Annotated in this window: 21 protein-coding genes; 3 read left to right on the top strand and 18 right to left on the bottom strand. The window is 39.1% G+C overall.

The genetic code is table 11. The features are described 5' to 3' along the window. Positions 1 to 164: 164 nt before the first annotated feature. The 11 genes from atpC to aspS form a co-directional block, all read right to left on the bottom strand. On the bottom strand, positions 165 to 575 hold the full coding sequence (gene atpC / locus G634_RS0110180) for an ATP synthase F1 subunit epsilon (protein WP_026505211.1): 411 nt from the start codon (positions 573 to 575) through the stop codon (positions 165 to 167). 45 nt (positions 576 to 620) lie between these two features. Beyond that, positions 621 to 2012, bottom strand: a complete 1392-nt coding sequence (gene atpD, locus G634_RS0110175; RefSeq protein WP_026505210.1) for a F0F1 ATP synthase subunit beta — start codon at positions 2010 to 2012, stop codon at positions 621 to 623. Between the two features lie 26 nt (positions 2013 to 2038). After that, positions 2039 to 2878, bottom strand: a complete 840-nt coding sequence (gene atpG / locus G634_RS0110170) for an ATP synthase F1 subunit gamma (RefSeq protein ID WP_026505209.1) — start codon at positions 2876 to 2878, stop codon at positions 2039 to 2041. A gap of 19 nt (positions 2879 to 2897) precedes the next feature. Then, positions 2898 to 4418 (bottom strand): F0F1 ATP synthase subunit alpha, encoded by a 1521-nt coding sequence (atpA, locus tag G634_RS0110165; RefSeq protein ID WP_026505208.1) that lies wholly within the window; start codon positions 4416 to 4418, stop codon positions 2898 to 2900. Between the two features lie 22 nt (positions 4419 to 4440). Beyond that, complete coding sequence (atpH, locus tag G634_RS0110160; RefSeq protein WP_330364809.1) at positions 4441 to 4983, bottom strand: ATP synthase F1 subunit delta; 543 nt, start codon at positions 4981 to 4983, stop codon at positions 4441 to 4443. Further along, on the bottom strand, positions 4983 to 5489 hold the full coding sequence (gene atpF / locus G634_RS0110155; protein ID WP_026505206.1) for a F0F1 ATP synthase subunit B: 507 nt from the start codon (positions 5487 to 5489) through the stop codon (positions 4983 to 4985). Before atpF ends, atpH begins: the two co-directional genes overlap by 1 nt. A gap of 48 nt (positions 5490 to 5537) precedes the next feature. Then, positions 5538 to 5813, bottom strand: a complete 276-nt coding sequence (gene atpE, locus G634_RS0110150; RefSeq protein ID WP_026505205.1) for an ATP synthase F0 subunit C — start codon at positions 5811 to 5813, stop codon at positions 5538 to 5540. A 39-nt stretch (positions 5814 to 5852) separates the two neighbouring features. Further along, positions 5853 to 6611 carry a F0F1 ATP synthase subunit A gene (locus G634_RS0110145; protein ID WP_026505204.1) on the bottom strand — a complete coding sequence of 253 codons (759 nt, stop codon included), beginning with the start codon at positions 6609 to 6611 and terminating at the stop codon, positions 5853 to 5855. Positions 6612 to 6614: 3 nt separating this feature from the next. Next, positions 6615 to 7073 carry a hypothetical protein gene (locus G634_RS0110140; RefSeq protein WP_026505203.1) on the bottom strand — a complete coding sequence of 153 codons (459 nt, stop codon included), beginning with the start codon at positions 7071 to 7073 and terminating at the stop codon, positions 6615 to 6617. 21 nt (positions 7074 to 7094) lie between these two features. Then, positions 7095 to 7367 carry an AtpZ/AtpI family protein gene (locus G634_RS0110135; protein ID WP_026505202.1) on the bottom strand — a complete coding sequence of 91 codons (273 nt, stop codon included), beginning with the start codon at positions 7365 to 7367 and terminating at the stop codon, positions 7095 to 7097. A 457-nt stretch (positions 7368 to 7824) separates the two neighbouring features. Continuing rightward, positions 7825 to 9597, bottom strand: coding sequence for an aspartate--tRNA ligase (aspS, locus tag G634_RS0110130; RefSeq protein ID WP_051233822.1), 1773 nt, complete (start codon positions 9595 to 9597; stop codon positions 7825 to 7827). Positions 9598 to 9898: 301 nt separating this feature from the next. Here aspS and G634_RS0110125 point away from each other — a divergent pair, with 301 nt between their 5' ends. Both G634_RS0110125 and fliB read left to right on the top strand, forming a co-directional pair. Continuing rightward, the gene (locus G634_RS0110125) at positions 9899 to 10231 is read left to right on the top strand and encodes a hypothetical protein (RefSeq protein WP_026505200.1); all 333 of its coding nucleotides are present in this window, start codon (positions 9899 to 9901) and stop codon (positions 10229 to 10231) included. A gap of 24 nt (positions 10232 to 10255) precedes the next feature. Continuing rightward, positions 10256 to 11311 (top strand): flagellin lysine-N-methylase, encoded by a 1056-nt coding sequence (gene fliB / locus G634_RS0110120; RefSeq protein WP_026505199.1) that lies wholly within the window; start codon positions 10256 to 10258, stop codon positions 11309 to 11311. A gap of 7 nt (positions 11312 to 11318) precedes the next feature. On the opposite strand, the gene G634_RS0110115 is transcribed toward fliB, so the two are convergent. The 6 genes from G634_RS0110115 to G634_RS20350 all read right to left on the bottom strand — a co-directional run bounded on the left by G634_RS0110115 (position 11319) and on the right by G634_RS20350 (position 19658). Beyond that, positions 11319 to 12110 carry an HD domain-containing protein gene (locus G634_RS0110115; RefSeq protein WP_026505198.1) on the bottom strand — a complete coding sequence of 264 codons (792 nt, stop codon included), beginning with the start codon at positions 12108 to 12110 and terminating at the stop codon, positions 11319 to 11321. An 84-nt stretch (positions 12111 to 12194) separates the two neighbouring features. After that, positions 12195 to 14675 (bottom strand): glycoside hydrolase family 3 protein, encoded by a 2481-nt coding sequence (locus G634_RS0110110; RefSeq protein WP_026505197.1) that lies wholly within the window; start codon positions 14673 to 14675, stop codon positions 12195 to 12197. Between the two features lie 67 nt (positions 14676 to 14742). Beyond that, on the bottom strand, positions 14743 to 15303 hold the full coding sequence (locus G634_RS0110105; RefSeq protein ID WP_026505196.1) for an NUDIX hydrolase: 561 nt from the start codon (positions 15301 to 15303) through the stop codon (positions 14743 to 14745). Between the two features lie 12 nt (positions 15304 to 15315). Continuing rightward, on the bottom strand, positions 15316 to 16467 hold the full coding sequence (locus tag G634_RS0110100; protein ID WP_026505195.1) for a serine hydrolase domain-containing protein: 1152 nt from the start codon (positions 16465 to 16467) through the stop codon (positions 15316 to 15318). A gap of 73 nt (positions 16468 to 16540) precedes the next feature. Next, positions 16541 to 18562: a Na/Pi cotransporter family protein gene (locus G634_RS18760; RefSeq protein WP_081676580.1), complete on the bottom strand. Its 2022-nt coding sequence runs from the start codon at positions 18560 to 18562 to the stop codon at positions 16541 to 16543. A 169-nt stretch (positions 18563 to 18731) separates the two neighbouring features. Continuing rightward, entirely contained in the window at positions 18732 to 19658 is a 927-nt protein-coding gene (locus G634_RS20350) for a GNAT family N-acetyltransferase (protein WP_051233821.1), read from the bottom strand. 164 nt (positions 19659 to 19822) lie between these two features. Between G634_RS20350 and G634_RS0110085 the strand changes: the two genes are divergently transcribed. Further along, positions 19823 to 20353: a peptidylprolyl isomerase gene (locus G634_RS0110085; RefSeq protein ID WP_026505194.1), complete on the top strand. Its 531-nt coding sequence runs from the start codon at positions 19823 to 19825 to the stop codon at positions 20351 to 20353. A gap of 272 nt (positions 20354 to 20625) precedes the next feature. Here G634_RS0110085 and G634_RS0110080 read toward each other — a convergent pair whose 3' ends face one another. Next, a complete protein-coding gene (locus G634_RS0110080; RefSeq protein WP_026505193.1) occupies positions 20626 to 21171 on the bottom strand; it encodes a hypothetical protein in 546 nt (181 codons plus the stop codon). Between the last annotated feature and the right edge of the window lie 145 nt (positions 21172 to 21316).

The raw sequence follows: 21316 nt of genomic DNA, 5'->3' as shown, positions 1-21316 counted from the left end.
TTTTCGAAATAAGAAAATTCGCTCTCACAACAAAATGCTATCGAGCAGTCTAACTCCTATTCGGTTACGCATGCAAACATTCCGCACTATCATTCTAATTGTTCTTAATTTATGCTACAAAAAAGACGCTACCCAAAATTCGATAGCGTCTTAAATATTATTTATCAGAGTTTTGCTACACCACTGCGGATAAGCGCACGACGGAGTTTTGCTTCTGCAACCTGGATATCACGGTCATCCATTCTATCACGTTCTGCGAGCATCTCCTCGGCTCTTCTTTTTGCATCCTCGGCACGGTCTAGATCGATATCTTCTTTCCATTCCCATGTCGTAGCTACTAATCGGCACTCTCCGTCCATGACATTTAACATACCACCCATACAAGCTGCAAGTCGAACGTTTCCGTCCTCCATTGTAACTCTTGCTTCGCCCATTCCAAGAGCTGAGCAATAATTGGTGTGTCTAGCCATAACGCAGACATCGCCGTCGATAGTTCTACAGATAAGGCGTGTTGCCTGTCCATCAAAAACTCCGCCGTCCGGTGTCGCAATCTGAAGATGAAATGGAGCTGCCATCTGCTTTTCCTTTCTGGCATTTACCTTTTATAAGGCAAATGCTTGTCACTTCTTTGCCTTTTCGAACGCTTCGTCTATTGTTCCACAGAAGAGGAATGCTGACTCTGGAAGTTCATCACACTCACCATCAAGAATCATCTTGAAACCTCTGATTGTTTCCTTGAGTGGTACGTATTTTCCTTCCAAACCAGTGAACTGTTCTGCAACACTAAAGCTCTGTGACAGGAAACGCTGTACTTTACGTGCACGGTTAACTGTAAGCTTATCTTCATCAGAAAGTTCATCCATACCCATGATAGCGATGATATCCTGAAGTTCACGATATCTCTGCAATACTTCCTGAACTCCTCGTGCAACTTCATAGTGATCGTGACCAACTATTTCCGGAGTAAGAATTCTACTTGTTGATTCAAGAGGATCAACAGCAGGATAAATACCCTGTGAAGCAATTTCACGGGAAAGAACTGTTGTTGCATCAAGGTGTGTAAATGTTGTTGCAGGAGCAGGGTCTGTCAAGTCATCCGCAGGTACATATACGGCCTGAACAGATGTGATAGAACCATTCTTTGTAGATGTAATACGTTCCTGCAATTCACCCATTTCTGTAGCAAGTGTAGGCTGATAACCTACGGCTGAAGGCATACGTCCTAAAAGGGCTGAAACCTCAGAACCTGCCTGAGTGAAACGGAAGATATTATCAATGAACAAAAGCACGTCCTGTTTCTTAACATCACGGAAATATTCAGCAACTGTAAGTCCTGAAAGAGCAACTCTCATACGTGCTCCAGGTGGCTGATCCATCTGACCGAATATAAGTGCTGTTTTGTTAATAACTCCACTTTCACTCATTTCGCCATAAAGGTCATTACCTTCACGGGTACGCTCACCTACACCTGTGAATACTGAGTATCCACCGTGCTCAGTTGCAATATTGTGAATAAGTTCCTGAATAAGAACTGTTTTTCCTACACCTGCACCACCGAACAAACCAATCTTACCACCCTTAAGATATGGACAAATAAGGTCAACGACCTTAATACCTGTCTCAAGGATTTCAGCAGATGTCTGCTGCTCTTCATAGGAAGGTGCCGGTCTGTGAATTGGCCAAAAATCACTTGCAGGAACTGCTTCTTTATTATCTACAGGTTCTCCTAGAAGATTAAGTACTCTTCCAAGATCTTCCTCGCCTACTGGCATCTTTATAGGGGCTCCAGTATCTTTAGCCGGAGTGCCTCTCGTGAGTCCATCGGTACTACTCATAGCGATGCAGCGAACAACATCATCTCCGATATGTTGTGCTACTTCTGCCACAAGCCTTGTGCCGCGGTTGTCAATCTCGATAGCATTCATCAAATCCGGCAACTGTCCGTCTTCAAATCGGACATCCAGAACAGGGCCCATAACTTTTGTTACGGTACCAAAATTTTCTGTAGCCAATGTGCTCTCCTTTACTATTGTCACTATTAATCTTCTCCGGCGCCAGCCACGATCTCCGTAATTTCCTGGGTGATCGCACTCTGACGAGCACGGTTGTAGGTAAGATTCAGAGATTCTATCATATCAGCCGCATTGTTTGTAGCATTTTCCATTGCCATTCTGCGGGCACCCTGCTCACTTGCAGTACTCTCACACAAAACAGAATAGATAACACCAGCAATATACTCCGGAATGATGGCATTGAAAGTATCTTCTGTATTTGGTTCATACAAAATAACTTCTCTATCGCCCTCAACTTCTTGTACTGTGAACGGGAGAAGCTGCTGTGTCTGAGGTACCTGTGACAATACAGATACGAACTTGGTTCCAGCAACCTGAATCTCATCATATTCACCAGCAAGAAATCCGTTACAAACCATACGTGACATTTCAAAGCAGTCGCTTACAGAAAGGTCTCCTGCCACTTTAAAGCTTTCGGAGATTATCTCTCTTTGACGCTTTTTGAAATATTCAACTGCTTTTTTTCCTACCGGAAGAAAAGCACAGTTCTGACCTTTGGATTTCTCCTCTATCATTCGGAACATGTTAGCGTTATATCCGCCAGCAAGTCCTCTATCACCTGCAAACACAATATACAGGATTTTCTTTATCTCTCTTTTCTTCACATATTTGGAAGAAAAGTCGGAGTTCGAATTGGCAATATCGTTCAGCGTCTTATTAAGAACTTCATAATACGGGCGGGAACGCATACAACGATCCTGCGCTCTACGTAGTCTAGAAGAAGCTACCAGCTTCATAGCTCTGGTAATCTGCATGGTGCTCTGCACACTTTTAATGCGGAGCTTGATGTTTTTCATCGAAGCCATGTCTTATTCCTCCTTCCTCTTACGCTGTCTTTGTGAAACGTTCCGTATACTCGTTCAAAGCCTTCTTGAGGCCTGCTTGAACATCATCACCGAACTCGCCGGTTGCAGCTATTGTTTCCATTACCTTTTTGCCATCTGCATTAGCATCAAGGAATTCATAAAGTCCGCTTTCGTAATCCTTAACCTTTTCAACAGCGACATTCTTGAGATAATCGTTAACAACAGCATAGATAATAGCAACTTGTTTCTCAACAGGGATAGGAGTTCCTCTATTCTGCTTGAGAATTTCAACAATACGTGCACCTTTCTCAAGTCGTGCCTTGGTATCTTCGTCGAGGTCACTACCAAACTGAGCGAAACTCTGCAATTCTCTAAACTGTGAGTAAATCAGCTTAAGTGTACCTGCAACCTTCTTCATTGCCTTTATCTGAGCATTACCACCAACTCGGCTTACAGAGATACCAGGGTTAACAGCAGGTCTAATACCTTCATGGAAAAGCTCTGTCTCTAGGAATATCTGACCATCTGTAATGGAAATAACGTTTGTCGGAATGTATGCCGAAACGTCACCAGCCTGTGTTTCAATTACAGGAAGTGCTGTAAGTGAACCACCGCCCTTCGCATCTGAAAGTTTCGCAGCTCTCTCCAAAAGACGTGAATGTAAGTAGAATACATCACCAGGATAAGCTTCACGTCCTGGTGGACGTCTGATAAGAAGTGAAAGCTCACGATATGCTACTGCATGCTTGGACAGATCATCATAGATGATAAGTGCATGTTTTCCTTCATTCATGAAGTACTCACCAATAGTACATCCTGCATAAGGTGCGATGTACTGAAGCGGAGCACCCTCTGATGCCGTTGCCGCAACAACAACTGTATACTCCATTGCACCAGCTGCCTGAAGCTGTGCTACAAGATTGGCAACTGTAGACTGTTTCTGACCAATTGCTACATAGATACAGATAACATTTTTACCCTTCTGGTTAATGATTGTATCTGTTGCAATAACTGTCTTACCAGTCTGACGGTCACCGATAATAAGTTCTCTTTGTCCACGTCCAATAGGAATCATGGAATCAATAGCCTTAATACCAGTCTGGAGTGGCTCCTTAACTGGCTGACGCTCGATGATTCCTGGTGCTACGTGTTCGATAGGGTCAAATCTCTTTGCTGTAATAGATGGACCTCCATCGATTGGCTGGCCAAGAGCATTTACTACTCTTCCCAGCATCTCTTCTCCTACCGGTACTGATACTACTCTTCCGGTACGCTTTACAATATCGCCTTCTTTGATTCCTACATCAGAACCCAGCAATACGACAGATACAGTTGTATCTTCGAGGTTCTGTGCCATTCCGTAAGTGCCGTTTGAAAACTCTACAAGTTCACCGGCCATACACTTATCAAGACCGCTGACTCTGGCAATACCATCACCAACGATGATAACGGTACCGGTTTCGGCAGATTCAATAGAGGCGGAATATTGTTTAATCTGGCTTTTTATGATATTACTGATTTCTTCAGGTTTTAATGCCATTTTTTCCTTTTCCTCATTTTATTTATACGACGGTGTTTTCGATGATATGCTGCAGCTGATCAAGACGTTCCTTAGCTGTTCCATCATACCGTTTGCCTTCCATATCTACGCGAATACCTCCCAAAAGGGCAGGATTTGTATAGACTATCATGTCTACTTTCTTTCCGCTTAACGCTTCGAGCTTTTTTCGCAAAGAATCTTTCTGACTTACGGTCAGCTCTCTAGCTGTTGTGACGGTTGCCTGTGCGATTCCGTGATCGTCATTGAAACGCTTACGAAATTCACCGACACAGCCCTTAAACTCTCTAATATAGCCTTTTTCACAAAGCAGTTTTAGAAAGTTCAGAAGATAAGGCCATACATTCCCTTTAAAAGCATCATCAAGAAGTTTACATCTTTCTGCCTTAGGGATACTGGGTTCTGATAAAATCCTTAGGTAATCAGGATTTTCTTTAAAGATACCCAATATATCTTTTAACTGACCTAATACTTCATCCGTCTTTTGATCTTCCAAAGCAAGTTCATACAGACTTCCGCCATATTTTCTGGCTGTTTCAGTCACCATTAAGACGTTTCTCCTACATTCTGAATGAACTCGTCGATAAGATCTTCATGATCTTTCTCAGAGATTTCTCGGCCAATAACTTTTGATGCAATGCTCATAGCCATTGAACCGATCTCGTCTTTCGCTTCGTTGATTGCCAGCTTCTTCTGCTGTTCAATATCGTTTTGTGCACGCTGCTTGATAGCTGCTGCCTCTGCCTGTGCATCGCTGACGATCTTATCACTCTTTTTAGTAGCACTGCTTGTTGCTTCCTGAATAATCTGGTCAGCTCTAGCATCTGCACTAGAAAGACTCTGCTCATATTTTTCCTTCATGGAAAGAGCCTGTGCTTTGGCTTCCTCTGCTTCCTTGATTGGTTTATCTACAAGGCCCTGACGCTTTGCCAGTACATCCATTACTGGCTTATAAAGGAATTTTTTGAACAGGAGTACCTGAATGAACAGGTTGATCAGCTGAACAACAATAGTCTGCCAATCAATATTTACCAGTAAGTTATAACCTGTCATGTAGCTCTCCTTTACTTATACTTTGAGAACGTTACTGTTCTCCTTGTCTCAAAGCTGGCCAAGGAAAAGACTTGGTGCAACGAAAATCAGAAGAAGACCAGTTACGAAACCGTAAATACCAGTTGTCTCTGAAAGAGCGACACCAAGAATCAATGTGCTACGAATTTCTCCACTGGCTTCTGGCTGTCTAGCAATAGACTCTACTGCTGCAGCTGCTGCATTACCTTCACCAATACCAGGTCCGATACCAGCGATCAGTGAAAGACCTGCGCCAATTCCGCATCCAGCAAGTGCGATACCTTTTGCCAATACTGTAAGATCCATAAATTTTTTCCTCCTGAGAAAAATAAAATGTTACAAACATCAATCGGTTTCTGATGCCTGTTTAATAAAAATACATGTTAAGGTACAGAAAATGAACGGCTGAATCAGTCCACTGAACCAGTCAAAGTAAAGTGATGTGATGGCCGGAAGACCGATCTTCAAAATCGGGATGTGAGCACCAATAAACTCACCTATTCCAGGAATCAAACCAAACAATGCCACGTTGGCTGCACCCAGTGCTCCGTAAATAAGGCCTCCAATAACAACACCGGAAAGAATATTACCGAAATGACGGCAAGCCATACTTACCGGAGTAGCTATCTCACTGATAATATTCAGCGGAAGCATCGGAGCAAGTGGTTCCAGATAACCCTTGAGGTATCCACCAAAGCCATTCGCCTTAATCTTGTAGTATGTAATAAGGACAAATGCCACAGCGGCCCATCCAATCTCTGTATTGAGGTCGGCTGTAGGACTCCAGAGACCACCAAACAAACTGATTAGGTTGCTGACCACTGCTGTGCCAAACAAAGCACCGATAAACGGAATGTACTTATCAAACTTATCGCCCATGTTGCCACGAACAAAGTTATTCAAAGCTTCCACGATGCATTCTGCTACTGCCTGACGTTTTGAAATATTGGTAACTTTCAAATTTCTTCCAAGGAAATAGCATAAAAGAGACAGCACGATCAGAACGACCCAGCCCATGATCATAGTCATCGATAGACGGATTGGACCAATAGGCGAATCCTCTACCAGAGTAACAAACCATGATCCATGGATGTTAATCTCCATATATTACGTTTCACCTCCTTTAACATCTGGGACTTTTTTGAATCTCCCAGTTAGTTGCACTACATATATAACCATTGCTGGAAATAATAGCGGAAGAATTCCGCTGATAGTGATATTTGGAACAAATTTTCCATATATCACCTGTGGAACGAAAATTGCTGCAACCATCCAAAGTGCCTGTGCAATACGGCGCTTATTGTAGCCAGCCTGCACTCCTCTAGATACTTTAGCACCTCCATTCTCAGCAGCATCGAGTGATTTCTGAAGAGATGATGCCATCCAGAAAAAACATCCCACTACCACTGCTGTTCCCAATACCGCAAATATAATCATTAGTGCATAAAAATGTATCAAACCGGCTATTCTGAGAATTGCTGCAATTAAAATCTCCACAGCACACATAACAAAACAGCCAATTGAAACCGTTTTAACAAGTTTCGAAACGTCAGCATCCAACTTCACTATAATCCCCTCCTTATAAAGCTATATATGCTTAGAATATGTTGGAACTTTTGGTCTTGATTTATCAGGCTTTTTCACGCCTTTCATGACAATTCGGGTATAGAACTTCCAAAAAGTCATTCCGCCGCCTCCAAGACCGAGAATCATGCATGGAAAATAAATCCACACACCAAAGTCTAGCTTCGTATTAAGAAACCATCCAAGGCCAAGACAAAGGAGAATAGGAACTGCCAAATCCAGTCCTAACTGACCTACATACACAATTCCTGTAAGAAGTTTATTTAGGTCCTTCATTCAGACTTACTCCTTTCTCTCTTAATAAAAAAACAATAATCCGATACTAAAACCTAAACTTTATATCGGCCAGGCAATGTTAAACCTTTATCACTTAGTTAATCAGAAATATTTTACCATATTTTTCCAGTTGTTAGCAACAGATGCTCTTTTTCATGTATTTGTTTGATAATTCATTTTTGATTTTCAGTTTTTGGCATAATTATCGTTTTCATGCTAGTTATGTTATCTTTCTAACGTCAATTACCAACAGTTGTGGTTTGGATTTTTCAGCCAGAAATATGGCTTTAGAGGATTTTTGAATTTTTACGAGTCCAAAAAAATATTCATGAGATGATTTTTGGTTTTTTTGAAATATTTGAAAATCTTTTGAATATTTATTTAAAAATGAAATTTTTATAAACAAAAAAGAAGACTAGGATTTCTACTACTAAAAATCTCAGTCTTCTTGTTAGTTTTATTCAGTCACTTCAACTGTTTTAATATGAAGCTCTTCAAGCTGCTTGTCTGTAACGTATCCTGGAGCGCCCATCATGATATCCTGTGCATTCTTGTTCATAGGGAACGGAATAATCTCACGGATGGATTCCTCACCTGCAAGAAGCATTACCATACGGTCTACGCCCGGAGCAATACCTGCGTGTGGCGGTGCACCATAACAAAATGCGTTGTACATAGCAGGGAACTTCTTCTTAACATCTTCTTCACCAAGGCGAACAAGTTCGAATGCCTTAACCATGATTTCAGGATCGTGGTTACGAACGGCACCAGATGAAAGCTCTACACCATTACATACAAGATCATACTGATCAGCCATGATTGTAAGTGGATCAATCTCACCTTTTTCAGCCTTCAGGAGGACATCAAGTCCGCCGCTTGGCATTGAGAATGGATTATGACAGAACTCAAGTTCTCCTGACTCATCTCCAATCTCGTACATAGGGAAATCAACTATCCAGCAGAATGCATACTGCTCTTTATCCATATGACCAGGTACTGCAGCACCAAAAGTCTTAACAAGGACACCAGCTGTCTTCTGTGCAGCAGCCTTTGTTCCGGCAGAAAGAACTACAAGAGTGTTAGGCTCAAGGTTGAGCTTTGCAATAACTTCGTCTTTCTTAGGTGCTACGAACTTGGAAATACCACCAACTACTTCACCGTTCTCATCAATTCTGAACCAGTATCCCTTATTTCCAGCCTGTACTTCAACATCAGCCATTGTCTTGTCGATAAACTTACGGCTCTCATGGAAATTTGAGATAACAACAGCCTTAATAACTCCATCTGCAAAAGGTGCAAAGTCAGGTGTGCGAAGGACATCTGTTACATCTTCAACAGTAAGGTCGATTCTAAGATCCGGCTTGTCGCTTCCGTATTTCTCCATTGCTGTAAGATAAGGAATTCTCTTAAACGGAGCCGACGATGCACGGTTGTATGTACCATACTTTGCGAAAATAGGAGGAAGAACATCTTCAAGTACCTCGAATACATCTTCCTGACTGGCAAAAGCCATCTCCATATCAAGCTGATAGAATTCTCCCGGAGAACGATCTCCTCTTGCATCCTCGTCTCTAAAGCATGGTGCAATCTGGAAATAACGATCGAATCCAGAAACCATAAGGAGCTGCTTGAACTGCTGAGGAGCCTGTGGAAGTGCATAGAACTTACCAGGGTGCTTACGTGCAGGTACAAGGTAGTCTCTAGCTCCCTCAGGGCTTGATACTGTCAGAATAGGTGTAGTGATTTCCATGAATCCATGGTCAATCATAGAACTTCTAAGTGCTGCGATTACCTGACTTCTAAGAATGATATTCTTCTTAACTTCAGGATTACGAAGATCAAGGTAACGATACTTAAGTCTGGAAGACTCATCAGCTTCACGGCTGTGATTAATCTCAAATGGAAGCTCATTGTAACGGCATCTGCCTAAAACTTCTACTTTCTCAGGAACAACTTCGATTTCTCCTGTTGCCTGCTTTGCATTCTTTGAACTTCTCTCTCTTACAACACCTTCTACAGAAATAGTAGATTCCTTTGTAATAGCCTTTACAACTTTCATCATATCAGCTGTCTCTACTACTATCTGAGTTGTGCCATAGAAATCACGAAGCACTACAAATCCGAGTTCTGCGCCGACTTCTCTGAAATTTTCAAGCCATCCAACAAGCCTGACTTTCTTTCCTGCATCTGCAAGACGAAGTTCGCCACATGTATGTGTACGAGATTGCATTATCTACCTCCAAGATATATTAAAAAATAACGTAAAATAAACATAACTGCGCTACTTATAATAGCAAAATAAGCCTTTTATTTCAACACAATTCGCGTTTTATAAGAAGATACAAAAAATTACGATTTTCCGCGAAAAATATATGCAATTTTTTTTGCCTCTACCTTCTTGTTTTTTTCCATGAGTGGATTATAATAAAATTATCGCAAGAAACATTTTTGTAATATTTGTAATGAATCATAGATTCACGCATGGATGAAAACAGACTGTGATTCACATGGATTTTTAGAGGTTCTTAAAAATGCAAGCATCAAAATATCGTTTAATTGGTATCGTACTTGTAACAAGTACACTATTTGCCGGACTGCTCACAGGATGTGACGGTTTGACATCCTCTTCAAAATCTGCTGCTACACCTAGCAACAGTGCAAGTTATGTTATTTCTGAATCCCTAGCAGGAACAAGCCACAGTTCCAAGGCAAAAGGCATCAATGAAAATGACAAACACGCCAGTAATACTAAAAAGATTGAATCTAGAGACATAACAAATGTCTCATCTTCAGCGACCTCTTCTGACATTGCCAACGTCAATGTGAATATGGCTGCAATTAGTACTACTACCCAAAATAATTAATTTAAATTTACGCCTAGGAAGAATATGAAAATTAAAGAGACTTTTTTGACACCCGATTATTACAACCATTTTTGTTGCAAGTGCGGAGATTGCCGCCATACCTGTTGCCAAGGTCTGACTGTAAATATTACACAAGATGAATATTTTAAACTTTTAGGCGTTGAATGTACTAGTGAGCTTAGATCTGATTTGGATTTATCTCTTAAGGTTCGCAGCAACCCTGATCCGTACAAGTATGCTCAGATTTGCCCTGATTTTTTTGGCAAATGCCGAATGCTTATGGACAACGGTTGGTGCAAGCTGCATTCAGAATGCGGCGAGAAAAGCCTTAGTTCTACATGCAAGTATTTCCCGCGAAGCGCAAGATTTAATTTTTCCCCAAGAGCCTCCACAGCAAATGCCTGTGAACGTACAATTGAATTACTGATTGACAAGGATAAACCTGTAGAGTTTACCAGAAGCGAAATGACTTTTGACCTTGCTGCCCGAGAACTTCCTTCTGAGTTTTCAGATGCCAAAACACTTGATAATATCCAGGAAAAGCTATTTGGAATGCTTCAGGAAAATACTGCTTTTGATAAACGCCTCGAAAATATTTTCTCGTTTTTAACAAAAGATTCTGATACTGATACATCCATGTATTTACAGGCGAATCCATATTTTTCAAGCATAGTAAATATTTTAACTTTTGCAAAAGATCAGTACTATGCTATTGAAGAATACTGTGAAAATGCTCTTAATATATTAAAAGATTATAATGCTGATAGTTTTGAAAGTTTTGTAGCAAACACCACTACAAGTATCAAAAAAATCTTCCCGCTATTCGATGAATGGATCGCGAGAATATTCGTAAATGACATATTCTTCAAGCAGTTTCCTTTCGATAACGAGAAGATTAATCTAAGCAATAATGCATTGATACTTTTTTATGAAATAAATATATTACGACTTCTTCTTTTGACAAATCTAAAAGAAGATTCTACAAAAGATGACTTTGTAGACATATGTGCCGCATATTTCCGTGTGGAAGACTTAACAGGTTTTAACAAAAATATTCTTGTTATTCTTCATCACAGTTAACTGATGATTACTTTCTATCACTTGAAGAAGCAAGAGCATTATCCATAAACTCATCAATCTTTTGACGGATTTTATCAAGCGCTTCCAGGGCTTCCGGATTGTTACTCTTAAACGAGAGCATCTTATCCAGATAGCCCTGTTTTTTTGTTTCTCTTATACTCTCTTTATAGCAAAGCCCATATACAAGTGAGATATGTCCCACAAGATGATCAATCGATGTGTACATATGCGCTCTGTTAACATTTCTTTTTGCAAGAGCATCTTCTAGGACTTTTGGTGTAACAGGTTCTGTATAGAAGCTTTCTTTTGGCATATTGTAGATTTCTTCCATTGGAATATCGCAGTTTACCTTGAGAATATCTACTTTATCTGCATCTCTTAGTATCTGACAAAACATTCTCTCTCTGTCTGTAAGAGACTCTGGAAGCTCATAAACGTTATGAAGACGCACTGCCTTCTCAATCAGTCTGTCCTGAGTTGTATCGTCTATGAACTTTTTCACCAGTCCATCTTTATATAGAATATCAGCACTAAGGGCCGCATGATTAACAGAGGCAGCATCTTCAAAGGTATCATAAATTCGAAGCTGTTCAAATCTTCCGATATCATGAAACATACCAAGAAGCCACGCAAGATCAACGTCACCTTTTTCAAGGTTAAGACTTATAGCAATCTTCTCGCACAAATCTGCAACTCTGTAGGTATGATCAATCTTTAATTTGACCTTAACATCTTCTGCATTATATTCTGCTACGTAATCATTAAAAACCTTTGTAACTCTTTCTCTGTTAATCTTCATTTCTTTACGACCTTTTTTAATTATTAATTACTTGATTATCTTTTGCCAAAACAAAAAATCATCAAACTATCTTTAATACTATCATTAATCCAACTTAAGAATAAGTTCGAGAACTCTTGAAGCACTTATTTCCATTTCATCTCTAGAGATAAGACCTTTTTCCTTGGCTTCAACAAGACGCTTAGGAAATCCAAGTCCCATTTTCACATCATTTCCTGCAATAATCTCTTTGTACTGCTCGCTATAGCCCCACCAGTCAGTAGTTACCATGCCTTTAAAGCCCCACTCATCTCGTAATATATCTGTAAGAAGCTCTTTGTTTTCAGCACTTCTTACTCCGTTTATTACATTGTAGGAAGACATCACAGTCCATGGATCTGACTCTTTGACCACAATTTCGAACGCTTTCAAATAAATTTCTCTTATCGCTCTCTCTGATGCTCTAGAATCACTTTCTTTGCGGTTAGTCTCCTTGTTGTTTAATGCAAAATGCTTCAAAGATACACCTATTCTGTTGGACTGCACTCCTCTAACAAGCGCTGCAGCCTGCTTTCCGGTAAGGAACGGATCTTCTGAATAGTACTCAAAATTTCTACCACACAATGGACTTCTGTGAATATTTATAGCAGGAGACAACCATACTCCAAGGTTGTTTTCCTTAACCTCTTCGCCTGCTGCCATACCAACCTTCATAGTAACATCTGGATCCCAGGTGCAGGCAAGAAGCGTAGCGCAAGGAAAAGCTGTTGTGTTAACACCAACTTCCTTTTGGATACGAAGACCTGCAGGTCCATCTGCTGTCATAGCATTAGGTACTCCATATTCTGGAAGATTACCAAAGCCAAAAGTATTACCTACGCCGGTGTTAGGCTGACCACCAAGAAGGCTGGCCAGATCAAAGTCTGAAAGCTGAGCCAAAAAATCTCTCATAGTAACTTCGCCGCTTGCAACCTGTGACAGCATCAAAGGACGCTTGAATTCGCCCCATAATCTTTGCGGCTCAACATGTCTAACTTCCGGAGTAACACCATCATATTTGAGCGGATTAGGCTCTAACATAATCGCATCCTTATCCGGAACTTCTGAAAGCTCAAGTTCTTCAAAGCTTCCATCAGAGAGCATTCTCTTTTTAAGTGCAACTGGTGCAAGCTTTTTTGTCAGCTTTCTTACGATAACATCTTTATCGAGTTCCATCTCGCATACAAGCTCTGCATCTTCTACACTATTTCCAAGATAAATTCCATATACACCTTTTTCCAGAACATAACAGGACTTTGCTATTTTGCCAAGATCATCATAGGATGCTACCTGTGACCATGGGAAAGAAATAGTTATATGCTGCATCATTCCAGGCTCTAAGAGATTTGTCTTTTTATATCCGCACAGAACTCTTGAAGGCTTGCCCAGCTTACCTGAAGGCGCAGATACATAAACCTGCATTACCTCACGACCTGCACAGTTTCCGGTATTCACAACAGTGCAATTAACCACAGCAGTAGGTTCTTTATCAGCATCACCATCATTAGTAACTGCAACGCTATTAAGAGGATATGCACAAAGCCAGTCATCTTCCTCGTTATTCACAAAATCTGTGTATATATCCTCAATATCAAAAGTTGTATAAGATAAGCCAAATCCAAACGGATAAAGAACTTTATCTTTTGCCCCTGGAATAGTGGAAAAATATCTGTATCCAACATAGATATCTTCTGTATAATCCACGTAATCCATAGACTCATGGAACCCCTTTGTAGATGGATAATCTGTTAAATCTCTTGCAAACGTATCCGCAAGTTTACCAGATGGATTGCCGATTCCTGCAATAAGTTCTGCTGCCGCAAGACCGCCTTCCATGCCGCCCTGCCAAGCAAGAAGAGCTCCTTCAATCTTATCATCGTCATGAAACCAGCCACTTGCAACCATACCACCTACATTGAGAACTACTATTACGTGTTTGAAGCTTTTTTCTACCTTTTTGACCATAGCTTCTTCTTTGGAAGTCAAGTAAAAGTCACTTCTTTCAAAAAGCCTTTCCGCTTCTTTTCCAAGCGGATCATCATACTTTAGAACATCTCCTGTTCCTTCCGCCTTTCTATCCCATCCTTCTCCCGAGAAACGGCTAATAGAAATAATAGCAGTATCAGTAAATGCTCTAGCCTTCTTCACAAGTTCATCTGGAAGCTCTGGCTCTTCGAGCATACCAGGGACCTGTCCTTTGGCATATTTTTCTTCGACATCTTTTTTGTAAAAAGAAATCGTATCTTCGAATACACTAACATAGTCAGAAAGCTCGCAGAATCCATCATACAGATTTCTAATATAGGAAACGGAAACATCACCGCTTCCACCGCCGCCTTTTACATAGTCAATTGTTCCTTTTCCGAAAAGAGCAACCTTACTGCCTTTTGCAAGAGGAAGAACTTTGTGGTCATTTTTTAAAAGAACCATTCCCTCCTTGGCTGCATTCTTGGAAAGCGTGATGTGCTCACTACTTTCTGTCACTCTTTCTTTTCCCTTGTAAAGAGGAATGTTTGGCTGATATTGTAACCTGCTCCACTTATTCATTTGATATACCCCATTTTCTTAGATTTTGCTTAATTTATCTGAAAAACTTTCTTGCAGAAACGCTTTTTTATTCCCTGCTCCAAAGATATGCATAAGCCTGTGTTCTTGCCGCAAACGGCTCTGTTTTTAGAAGCTGTCTAACTTCTTCTTTGGTATACCACCCCGGTACTATTTCTTCCAAAGTCGACGTACTATCTTTAAATACGCCCCTGGCAACTCCTACTATGCACACATTTATCTCATTAGAAAAGCCTACAGCGCTATATGAAGGCCCGATTTCATCGAGTACCTCTACAAGCTCAAGTCCTGTCTCTTCGAACAATTCGCGTCTAGCGCTTTCTATTGGTTTTTCACCCGGATCAATAAGTCCTGCCGGAAAGTTATATACCCATCTGTTTACAGCCATTCTAAATTCTTTATTGATAAGAATCTTTTCATGCTTCTCATCTTCCATAATGAGTACTACTGCATCAGGCTCTAACCCTGAAAGTTCCTTGCTTGATTTTAAGTCCTTGTTTCTACTGATAATCTCATAAATTTTCTCTTTATGATCTACAGTTTCATATTTAAGATCATATCTGGTTATGAAATTACCCTCTTCCTTCTTCGTAATAGATTCAAACTTCATAACATTTGCCCCCTATACTGCACCAAATACTATCTGTCTCAAACCTCTGTAAAATTTCTTATCAAGACCTCCATCTATCTGCTGCATGAAGATAATAATAAGTTCCTCCTGCGGATCAACCATAAAATATGTTCCGGCTTCTCCGAAACCTTCGATTAGATTCTTGCTTCCATTTGAAGAATTCTTAATAGTGTCAGTCATGACAAAGAAGTAGTTACCATAGCCATATCCTTCTTTCCCAATCTTTGCAACATTCTTCTCAAGCTCCATATCAAGATTGTTAGTGGTCATAAAGCCGTAGGTCTTCTTGCCAATAATCTCTTTTCCATGGAAAGAACCTTTATTAATAAGCATCTCACAAAAATGCGCATAGTCTTCCATTGTAGAATATAGACCATTTCCTCCAGACTCAATCCATGGATTAGAAAACGGATCTTCCATCTCAAGTTTAGAAAGTGTATTGGCATCAGCTCTCTGAACCTTACCAGTCTTCTCGTCGAACATCATCATTGCTGACTGTCTGAAAGCCTTGTCTCCATCAATATAAAAATTGGTTTCGCTCATGTGAAGCGGTTCGAAAACATATTTTCTCATAAAATCAGAAAATCTTTCTCCGGAAACCTGTTCTATAACAGCAGATAAAACCTCTGCATTAAGTCCCATATGAAAACCTTCGCCAGGTTCGAACATAAGATAACTTTCTGCAAGTTTATTTGCAACATCTACATTTGATTTTAGAATTCCAGAACGTCTCTGAATTCTAGCTTCTCTATAAATGCCATTCATAGACTGACCAGCTTCACCATAGTCCCCCGGTTTAACAATTCCGGAAGTCATATTGAGAAGATCTCTTACATAAATTTGATGTCTTGCATCATGTATTCCATTAGGAGATGCCACTTTCATATTCTTGAAAGCGGGAAGAATATCCGAAACAGGAGATAATAAATCCAAATCTCCTCTTTCATATAAAATCATGGCAGCAAGTGCTGTAAGTGGTTTGGTCATAGAAAACAGACGATAAATACTATCTTTTCTATCTACGCCAAAAACCTTTTCATATACTCTTTTTCCATTGTGTTCCACCAAAAGCGATGCGCCAGGAATCAAGTGTTTGTTTTTGTCCATATAAGTATCAAGACGATTCAATTTTCTAATATTCATAAAACAAAAAATCCTCCGTGTTCTATTATAATTAACACGGAGGATAACTGAAACAAATTTTTTGAAATTCGATTTATTTTTTTGATTTTTTCTTTTTCTTCTTACCTTTTGAAGGCTTATATTTATCTTTGTCCTTATCCTTGTCCTTGTCCTTATCCTTGTTCTTTTCCTTTTTAGAACCAGTTTCTATAAGATTATCTTCGCTACTATCCAAAGAAGAATCCTGCAAAGCGTTCATATCAAAGAGAATATGATGCTCTGATTTAAATGATGCATCAATTCTGCCTTCTTCCTCTACTTCACTTTTCTTAAGTCTAGGAAGACGGTATTTACTCTCATAATAGTAAACAGCCTGTTCAAAGGCAGGATTTTTCTCTTCTCGAAGCATCTCAAGATACTCATGCGTATCAAATCCGTCTTCATTAACCTGTACAAGCGCAACTGCAATATTGGAACAGTGATCTGCGATTCTCTCGAAGTCAGTTCCTACATCAGAAAGATCAAATCCAAGCTCGATTGTACACTTACCCTTTCTGAGTCTTCTGACATGACGTCTCTTAACTTCCATATGAAGACCATCAATTACCTCTTCTAATGGTTCAACATTTTTAGCAAGCTTTAGATCATTATTCTCTAGTGCCTGGAAAGTAATCATTACAATTTCTCTGACTGCGCTGCTGAAAATCTCAAGTTCTTCTACAGCTCTTTGAGAAAATGTTCTCTTATTCTCGTTCATTCTCTCTGCAACCTGAGCAATGTTAAGAGCATGATCGCTTATTCTCTCAAGGTCACTTATCGCATGGAGAAGCACCGATAAAACATGGTTATCACCTGCTGAAAGAGGCTGCTGATTTATTTTCATAAGATATGTGTCAAGACTATCTTCATATTTATCAATTGTCTTTTCCAATCTCTCAACTTCCTCGGCTTTTTCCTGCTCATATTCTTTGAGAACTTCAATAGAAGTAAAAAGAGATTTCATAGCAAGATCCTTCATCTCGATCAAAGCCTGTTTGCTCTGTTCCAAAGCAAAAGGAGGATTGGAAAGGAATCTATCATCAAGTGTCTTAATACCCTGACTGCTCTCCTGATCTGCCTTCTCCTTCTCATCAATTGGAATAGTACGCAGCGCAAGCGTTACCAGTATTCCAGAAAATGGAACCATAAGAGGTGTTCCAATGAGGTTTACAAGAGTATGAATAACTGCAGGTCCTGCTGCACTGGCCGGCTTATCCAGAAAATCGAATCCCAGCACAAAATTAAGTGTATAGAATCCGAACATAAATACAAACGTTTTCACAAGATTGAAATAAAGATGCATAAGAGCAGTTCTCTTACCATTCTTGTTAGCACCAAATGATGACAAAATAGCTGTAATACAAGTTCCAACTTCAGCACCCATAACAACAGGAATACACATACCATAAGACATCATACCGCTTCCTGCAAAGGTCTGAACTACACCAATAGTACCTGCTGAACTCTGAATTATCATAGTAAATGCAGTACCTATTACGAATCCGATAATAGGATTGGAGAAACTTCTAAGGAAGTTCTGGAATCCAGCATTTTCTTTAAGTGGAGATACAGCCTCTGACATCATGTTCATACCGAACATAAGGACAGAAAATCCTAATAATACAGTACCTATATTCTTTCTTTTATCATTTTTGGAAAACATTAAAAGAGCTATACCTATTAGCGCTAGAAAAGGTGTAAACGAAGTAGGTTTAAGTAGATTAGTAAAAAAATTACCACCTTGAATTCCATTAAGAGAAAGTATCCATGCTGTAACAGTAGTACCTAGATTTGCTCCAAGTATTACATTTACAGCCTGTGTAAGCTTCATAATACCTGAATTAACAAGTCCTACAACCATTACAGTAGATGCCGAAGAAGACTGAACAAGTGCAGTCACTCCAATACCAAAAATATATGCAAGCCATCTGTTAGCAGTCACTTTAGCTAAAGAACTCTCAAGCTTCCCTCCTGCCGCCTTAGTAAGACCTGCACTCATTACATTCATTCCATAAAGGAATAATGCCAATCCGCCAACTACCTTAGCTATTAACTCGAATAAACTTTGTGCGTCCATTTTATCTCCATCAATCCTAATTTATGAACTATTTTGCCTCAATCACAACGTTCAAATATACATTTTGTCAATTACATCAAAAAGGCTCTGCCCCTTTAAGTAACAACTTAAACATCATAACTTATGTAAAATAAAATAACAAGTTATTCCCTATTATTTTTTCGGCAGATTAAATTACAAATTTAACATATATTCCTTTCTTGGAAGGAGCTTTATTTTCTGTTTCACTCCCAAGATAAACACCATTATAAATGTCTTCTTCTATTTCCACTTCTTTGCTCACGCAAAATCCAAGCTTTGTACAAAGCGATATGGATGCTTTATTTTCTTTTTTCACAAGACACTGGATTTTATCAAATCCAAGCATTTTCCTGCCATATTCAATTATGCTGCTGCATACTTCATACGCATATCCATTTCTTTGGTAAGAAACACCTATAAGAAAGCCAAGTTCTACCTCATCAAATCCGTTTCTGATACTAAAACCTGCTCTTCCTATTATGGCATTGTCTTCTTTTCTTATAACTGTCCAGACTCCAAAACCCATAAGACCATATACCTTGTCGATATAATCCTGCATGTACCTTTTCTCATCCTCCGGGTTCTTAAATAAATCCTCCATATATCTGGTCATCTCTTTGTCTTTGTATATCTCATAGAAAGCGTCTACATCACTTACAGTAGTTTCTCTTACTATAAGTCTAGGCGTTTCGAGAATATCCCAAGGTTCACCAGAAAGCCTTTGATATGCTTTGATAAAAGAATCAGCAAACGTATCATCAACACCCGAAAAAATATATTTTGCCTTAGGAAACTTCTGCACCGTCCCATCATAAGTATTCGACATTCCTATTGCATATCCACCATTTTCACTTATAAAAGAAAAGTCTTCCAGACTTTCGCACACAAATAAAATTCCTTTTGGAAATGCATTGTTTTCTTCCTGTATCTTATTAAAAAGAGCCTCCGCATCTGCATCGATATAATAAACGCTGTCTATTCCTTCATTCTTTAAATAAGATTGCTCTTTGGAAAACTCATCAAAAAAATCCGCCCTCTTCTCATATCTATCAGAAAACAAAAATACAATAATCATAAATAAAAACCTTTCAATGCTCTCTTTTTCCACCTTTCATTCGTGGTTACGCAGCATAGAGTATCCTTTGAATTGCATATTCAACTTATTTACTTTTACTAATGCCTATATTAGCTTATAATGATATAGTCGTCAAAAAAGAAATATACAAGGGAGAATATATAATGGCACAGAATCCTATCGTTACTATTACAATGGAAAATGGAGATGTTATTAAGGCTGAGCTTTATCCTGAAATTGCTCCTAACACAGTTAAGAACTTTATTAGTCTTATTAACAAAAAATTCTATGATGGAGTTATTTTCCATCGTGTAATCAAAAACTTTATGCTGCAGGGCGGAGATCCAGACGGAAACGGAACAGGCGGACCTGGATACTGCATTAAAGGTGAATTTTCCAGCAATGGTTTCAAAAATGAGTTAAAGCACACTGAAGGTGTATTATCAATGGCACGTACTATGATTCCTGATTCAGCAGGTTCACAGTTCTTCATCATGCACAAGGATGCTCCTCATCTTGATGGAGAATATGCAGCTTTTGGTAAAGTTACAGAAGGAATGGATGTTGTCAACAAGATTGCTGAGATTCAGACTGACTGGAGCGACCGTCCAGTAATTCCTCAGGTTATGAAAACTGTAACAGTTGATACTTTTGGCGAAGTATATGACGAACCAGAAAAGGTAAGTGAAAGATAATCTGTTTTCACAAAAAGCGCAGCAAATGCACAGTTTGAAAAACCAATAATCAGACAGCAAACTGGTCAAAGAATACACTTCTTAGTGACCAGTTTGCGTGGTTTTGGAACGAAGAAGCCAAAAATTCTAACTTTTTTCTACATCAAGAAATAGCACGTAGAATAATATAATATTTCGAACATTAGATTTTACTCATATATTTAACATATACATCCAAAGATCTAAATAAACACATAAACAACACCACTACAACAACACTTTTTAATAACTTTTTAGTCCAATATTATAAAACCTCCTACCGGCTCATCCACCTTAACTTCTGATAAAATATCACAATAATGTCCGTCCATATCAACTAAATAAAACTCATAATTTCCTGATTTTATTGTTTGATATTCTATATTTTCATCACTAATATCTATTCTAGCAGTTTCCTGTCCATCAACATAAATAACAACATATTGAGGATGCTCACAAACTTTTGATAGAGTTTCCTTGTCTACTCTTAAGAAACATCTTGCATTTATCTCATGCCCCTGTGAATACTTCCTATAGACAAGGTCGTTAAACTCAGCTTTTTTCTCTTCGTTTAGCGACTGTTTTTTCAAATTTGCATTAAGAGTTTTTTTAGTAATTTCGCCACATTTTTCATCATAATTAGTATTTTCTAGTTTATTAGTCTGTATCACCCCATATTCGAAAAAAGCATCAATCATCCTCAAATATATGCCTTTTGCAAAATTGTTGTTAAAAACAACAACCAGAACTAAAATCAGCAAAACACAAATTCCACTAAATAAGTATTTCATCTTTTTCATATGAATAATCCGTTACTGAAAACTTATAAAAAGTTATAAACTTTTATGTTTCATTCCTACTTCATCGAGTATGCTTTTGACGATGAAAGCATCAATCTACTCACAAGTTCTTGTACTCTCCATAGGCGTAAATTCCGAATTAACG

It is taken from the genome of Butyrivibrio sp. NC3005 (assembly GCF_000424545.1).
Classification (GTDB): Bacteria; Bacillota; Clostridia; order Lachnospirales; family Lachnospiraceae; genus Butyrivibrio.
Note: the sequence above shows the minus strand (reverse complement) of the source record. Positions and strands in the feature narration are given on the sequence as shown.

Bases quoted from the DNA above. Each gene is read 5' to 3' on its own strand.
- G634_RS0110125 (WP_026505200.1), top strand. From the start codon at position 9,899: ATGCAAGCATCAAAATATCGTTTAATTGGTATCGTACTTGTAACAAGT.
- G634_RS0110115 (WP_026505198.1), bottom strand. From the start codon at position 12,110: ATGAAGATTAACAGAGAAAGAGTTACAAAGGTTTTTAATGATTACGTA.
- atpF (WP_026505206.1), bottom strand. From the start codon at position 5,489: ATGACAGGTTATAACTTACTGGTAAATATTGATTGGCAGACTATTGTT.
- G634_RS0110110 (WP_026505197.1), bottom strand. From the start codon at position 14,675: ATGAATAAGTGGAGCAGGTTACAATATCAGCCAAACATTCCTCTTTAC.
- G634_RS0110135 (WP_026505202.1), bottom strand. From the start codon at position 7,367: ATGAAGGACCTAAATAAACTTCTTACAGGAATTGTGTATGTAGGTCAG.
- atpE (WP_026505205.1), bottom strand. From the start codon at position 5,813: ATGGATCTTACAGTATTGGCAAAAGGTATCGCACTTGCTGGATGCGGA.
- G634_RS0110080 (WP_026505193.1), bottom strand. From the start codon at position 21,171: ATGAAAAAGATGAAATACTTATTTAGTGGAATTTGTGTTTTGCTGATT.
- G634_RS18760 (WP_081676580.1), bottom strand. From the start codon at position 18,562: ATGGACGCACAAAGTTTATTCGAGTTAATAGCTAAGGTAGTTGGCGGA.
- atpC (WP_026505211.1), bottom strand. From the start codon at position 575: ATGGCAGCTCCATTTCATCTTCAGATTGCGACACCGGACGGCGGAGTT.
- aspS (WP_051233822.1), bottom strand. From the start codon at position 9,597: ATGCAATCTCGTACACATACATGTGGCGAACTTCGTCTTGCAGATGCA.
- G634_RS0110100 (WP_026505195.1), bottom strand. From the start codon at position 16,467: ATGAATATTAGAAAATTGAATCGTCTTGATACTTATATGGACAAAAAC.
- G634_RS20350 (WP_051233821.1), bottom strand. From the start codon at position 19,658: ATGATTATTGTATTTTTGTTTTCTGATAGATATGAGAAGAGGGCGGAT.
- G634_RS0110145 (WP_026505204.1), bottom strand. From the start codon at position 6,611: ATGGAGATTAACATCCATGGATCATGGTTTGTTACTCTGGTAGAGGAT.
- G634_RS0110105 (WP_026505196.1), bottom strand. From the start codon at position 15,303: ATGAAGTTTGAATCTATTACGAAGAAGGAAGAGGGTAATTTCATAACC.
- fliB (WP_026505199.1), top strand. From the start codon at position 10,256: ATGAAAATTAAAGAGACTTTTTTGACACCCGATTATTACAACCATTTT.
- atpH (WP_330364809.1), bottom strand. From the start codon at position 4,983: ATGGTGACTGAAACAGCCAGAAAATATGGCGGAAGTCTGTATGAACTT.
- G634_RS0110085 (WP_026505194.1), top strand. From the start codon at position 19,823: ATGGCACAGAATCCTATCGTTACTATTACAATGGAAAATGGAGATGTT.
- atpG (WP_026505209.1), bottom strand. From the start codon at position 2,878: ATGGCTTCGATGAAAAACATCAAGCTCCGCATTAAAAGTGTGCAGAGC.
- atpA (WP_026505208.1), bottom strand. From the start codon at position 4,418: ATGGCATTAAAACCTGAAGAAATCAGTAATATCATAAAAAGCCAGATT.